Source organism: Pseudomonas sp. SDO55104_S430 (genome assembly GCF_054070595.1).
On record NZ_JBSVXG010000397.1, the window covers coordinates 1 to 2,917 of the forward strand.

Sequence of the window (2,917 nt, forward strand, 5' to 3'; positions counted from 1 at the left end):
TCAGCTTGAGTATTCATTGACTGACACACCGCCTTCGCGAGCAAGCCCGCTCCCACAGGGTATGGTGTGTGTCAGGGCCTGTCCCAGTACGGCACTTCCCCAAAGCACTCGACAAAGAAATCAATCACCGTGCGCACCTTCACCGACAGCCGTCGGCTGCCCGGCCAGAGCACGCTGATCTGCTGCGGTTCGAAGCTGTTGGATACCTGATAATCCCCCAGCACCGGCACCAGCGTGCCGTGGCGCACCGATTCGCCGATCAGCCATGACGGAAACATCACCAGCCCCAGGCCCTGTTCTGCGGCCTGGGTCAGGGTGTCGGCGTGGTTGCCGGTGATCGGGCCCTTGACCGAATAGGGCGTCCACGGCTGCTGACCCTGGCGGAAGAACCAGCGTTGCAAACCGGCCACGCCCTTGTAGGCCAGGCAATTATGGGCTGCGAGATCGTCGGGATGATGCGGCGTGCCGCGCCGCTCAAGGTAGGCAGGGCTCGCCGCCACTTGAAAACGGTGCGGCGCGAGGATCCGCGCCTGCATGCTGGAGTCGTGCAACGGGCCGATGCGAAACAGCAGGTCGGCGCCTTCCTGCAGCGGGTCGATGTAACTGTCGGTCTGCTGGATATCCAGTTGCAGTTTCGGGTAACGCGCGCACAACGCGCCCAGCCAGGGTGTCAGGTGCCGTTGGCCGAACACCACCGGCGCATTGATCCGCACCAGACCGCTGGGTTCGCTTTGTTGTTCCTGCAATGCCTGTTCGGCTTCTTCCAGTTGCACCAGCACCAATCTGGCGTGATGCCCGAGCATGCGCCCGGCTTCGGTGGGCGTGACCGCGCGGGTGTGGCGGTAGAGCAGTTGCTGGTTCAGGGCCTGTTCCATCAACTGGATCTGCCGCGAAATCGAAGAAGGCGCCAGCCCTTCGCGGCGGGCAACTTCGGAGAAGCTGCCGTGGTCGAGCACCGATACGAACAGGCGCAGTGCCTTGAATCCCAGATCGTTGAGGCCGTGCATGAGTGGTCCTGTTGTGCGGATTGCGCAAAAGTGTTGTCAGAGTACTCCCATTTATTGCAAAGCACCGTCACCGGATAATTGCACCGCCCCCTGTAGGAGCGAGCACGCTCGCGATGGACTCCATGACACCGCTGGGTATCAGGACTCCAGCGTCATCGTTGACGACCATCGCGAGCATGCTCGCTCCTACAGGGTTCGTGTGTTTTCTGGTTAAGGGTGGTGATTTGGGTATGCAAAGTTCTTCAATCGATGGGGCCGGTGTCGTTTCGACGCCGGCAACGAAGCCGGGTTTGCGCCTGTTGCTGTTGCCACTGGTGATCCTGGCAGGCATGGGCCTGTCCGTGGAGGCAGGGCTGCTCGGGCCGTTGGGTGTGCAGGTCGGGCATTTGTGGGCGACCTTGAGCATCTTTGGTGTGGGCTCGGCGATTCTGTTTCTGCTGTTGCTGTTCAGCGGCCCGCAACGAGGGCCGGCCTTGAGCGAGCTGCCTCGCTGGCAACTGATCGGCGGGTTCCTCGGCCCGATCTATGTGGTGGTGCTGACTCTGGCCACACCGCACATCGGCATTGCCATGACCATGATCGCGATCCTCTCGGGGCAGGTCGGCAAAAGTGTGCTGATCGACCATTTCGGCTGGTTCGGCGCGACCCGCAAAAAGGTCAACGCTGAACGCTGGCTGGCCTTGCTGCTGATTGTCGCGGCACTTGTTCTGATCGCTCGGGGGTAACGATGAATCTGATTATTTTGCTGGCAGTGGTCGTGGCGGCCGGCGCGGTATTGAGTGTGCAGGCGGCCATCAACGGGCGCCTGGGGGAAACGGTCGGCGTATTGCGCAGCAGCTTGCTGACGTTCGTGGTGGGGGCGGTGAGCACCGGTTTGTTGATTCTGTTCTTCGAACCGGCCCATGCGATGAGCCTGCTGGACGTGCCCAAGTGGCAGCTCAGCGGTGCGCTGTTCGGGGTGGTTTACATGATGGTGATGGTCGGCGCCGTGCCGCGAGTGGGCACGGCGGTGGCGACGGTAGCGGTGATCGTCGGCCAGTTGGGCATGGGCATGTTGATCGACAATTTCGGTTGGCTGGGCAATCCGGCGATCGAGTTGTCGGGCAGCCGGGTGGTGGCAATGATGTTGTTGGCTGTGGCGCTGGTGTTCATGTATCGCAGCAGTAATCGTCCGGTCTGACCCAGTCTTTTTCCGATGCGGCTGTAGGAATTGTTCACACAAGAACTCGTCATATCGGATGACGCCGAAGGACGTTGTAGGCAAACTCCGAATCTTGCGTTTGGGCACTTTGCCGCCTTGTTGCGCTTTTCTTCGACGGGCTAGTCTCGGCGCTCGCTGAGCAATCGGCGAGCGGGCTTGGAAACCCGTCGAGCGAATCGTAACAACGTGCCCAACATGATCGTCGTCTTGTCATGGTGGCTGTGCGTGGGACGTCTTCGGACGTGCCGGTTTCCTAAGCTCCCGGTTTTCCAACCTGCGCACAGCTGCCACCCATTCGATTGGAAACGGATGGTGCAGATCCCCAATGCTTAGGAGATTGATATGAGCAAGACAGATACGTCCTCCGCTTCAGAACTGAAAACCGTCGGCTTCACCCCCTTCCTCTATGTGTCTGACCAACCGATGTTCCACGTCTGTCGTGACATCCCCGTCGCTGAGGCCCTGACGCAAGCCTCGAATCTGCTGTTTCTCGTCAAATCACTTACCGTGGATGCCGCCTACGACCGCAAATCTGACCGACATGCGTGGGCTGCGCATTACCTGACGGTGATGGGTAAGGCGTTGATCGATGATGTGGTGAAGGTGTTGGAGCGGCGGCCTGTTGGGGCGGCGGGGAAGGCGGAGGGGTAGCCTTCAGGGCCTCTTCGCGGGCAAGCCTCGCTCCTACAGATGACCGCGTCCTCCTGTA

4 protein-coding genes are annotated in these 2,917 nt (G+C 60.6%); 3 read left to right on the forward strand and 1 reads right to left on the reverse strand.

Annotated elements, in window-relative coordinates; translation table 11 throughout:
- Positions 1–71: 71 nt before the first annotated feature.
- Positions 72–1,007, reverse strand: coding sequence for a LysR family transcriptional regulator (locus tag ACW9JE_RS30010; RefSeq protein WP_224540473.1), 936 nt, complete (start codon positions 1,005–1,007; stop codon positions 72–74).
- A gap of 230 nt (positions 1,008–1,237) precedes the next feature.
- Between ACW9JE_RS30010 and ACW9JE_RS30015 the strand changes: the two genes are divergently transcribed.
- The 3 genes from ACW9JE_RS30015 to ACW9JE_RS30025 all read left to right on the forward strand — a co-directional run bounded on the left by ACW9JE_RS30015 (position 1,238) and on the right by ACW9JE_RS30025 (position 2,859).
- Positions 1,238–1,732: a DMT family transporter gene (locus ACW9JE_RS30015; protein WP_457434822.1), complete on the forward strand. Its 495-nt coding sequence runs from the start codon at positions 1,238–1,240 to the stop codon at positions 1,730–1,732.
- 2 nt (positions 1,733–1,734) lie between these two features.
- A complete protein-coding gene (locus ACW9JE_RS30020) occupies positions 1,735–2,187 on the forward strand; it encodes a DMT family transporter (RefSeq protein WP_457434823.1) in 453 nt (150 codons plus the stop codon).
- A gap of 363 nt (positions 2,188–2,550) precedes the next feature.
- Complete coding sequence (locus tag ACW9JE_RS30025) at positions 2,551–2,859, forward strand: DUF3077 domain-containing protein (protein WP_457434824.1); 309 nt, start codon at positions 2,551–2,553, stop codon at positions 2,857–2,859.
- Positions 2,860–2,917: the final 58 nt, after the last annotated feature.

Bases quoted from the DNA above. Each gene is read 5' to 3' on its own strand.
- ACW9JE_RS30025 (WP_457434824.1), top strand. From the start codon at position 2,551: ATGAGCAAGACAGATACGTCCTCCGCTTCAGAACTGAAAACCGTCGGC.
- ACW9JE_RS30020 (WP_457434823.1), top strand. From the start codon at position 1,735: ATGAATCTGATTATTTTGCTGGCAGTGGTCGTGGCGGCCGGCGCGGTA.
- ACW9JE_RS30010 (WP_224540473.1), bottom strand. From the start codon at position 1,007: ATGCACGGCCTCAACGATCTGGGATTCAAGGCACTGCGCCTGTTCGTA.
- ACW9JE_RS30015 (WP_457434822.1), top strand. From the start codon at position 1,238: ATGCAAAGTTCTTCAATCGATGGGGCCGGTGTCGTTTCGACGCCGGCA.